Source organism: Liquorilactobacillus sicerae (assembly GCF_029916425.1).
GTDB classification, from domain to species: domain Bacteria; phylum Bacillota; class Bacilli; order Lactobacillales; family Lactobacillaceae; genus Liquorilactobacillus; species Liquorilactobacillus sicerae.
The window spans coordinates 1-382 of sequence record NZ_JAHAVQ010000369.1 but is presented as its reverse complement, the minus strand read 5'-3'; the positions used below and the strand labels follow the sequence as shown (position 1 = coordinate 382).

Here is a 382-nt window from a genome sequence, read left to right as displayed (position 1 = left end):
TGTCGAGAGTGGCTCACAAAAAGGTTGGGTTGCCTCTTGGCTGATCAAAAAAAAGAATTACAACTCCAAAAGTGCTGGTCGTTTAGCCGAAGCAACAATTGTTCTTGATCCTGGACACGGAGGAGTTGACTCCGGAACTCAGGCAAGCAACGGAGCAATGGAAAAAACATATACTTTGAGAACAGCTTTAAAAGTTTACAAATTACTTAAAGCAAAAAATGTACATGTAATCATGACCAGGCATACGAATAAACCCGTCGCGCTGGCTTCGCGACCAGCATTGTCAAATCGAGTTAAAGCCAATATTTATATTAGTTTTCACTTTAATTCAGCTGGTGAACAGTACGCAGCCGAAGGTTATGAAGTTTTTAAATATCATCAC

1 protein-coding gene is annotated in these 382 nt (G+C 40.3%); it reads left to right on the top strand.

Annotation, left to right across the window (positions count from 1 at the left end; genetic code table 11):
- Window positions 1-382 (top strand): N-acetylmuramoyl-L-alanine amidase family protein (locus tag KH893_RS12875; protein WP_281166407.1); only part of this gene is annotated, 382 nt, incomplete at both ends.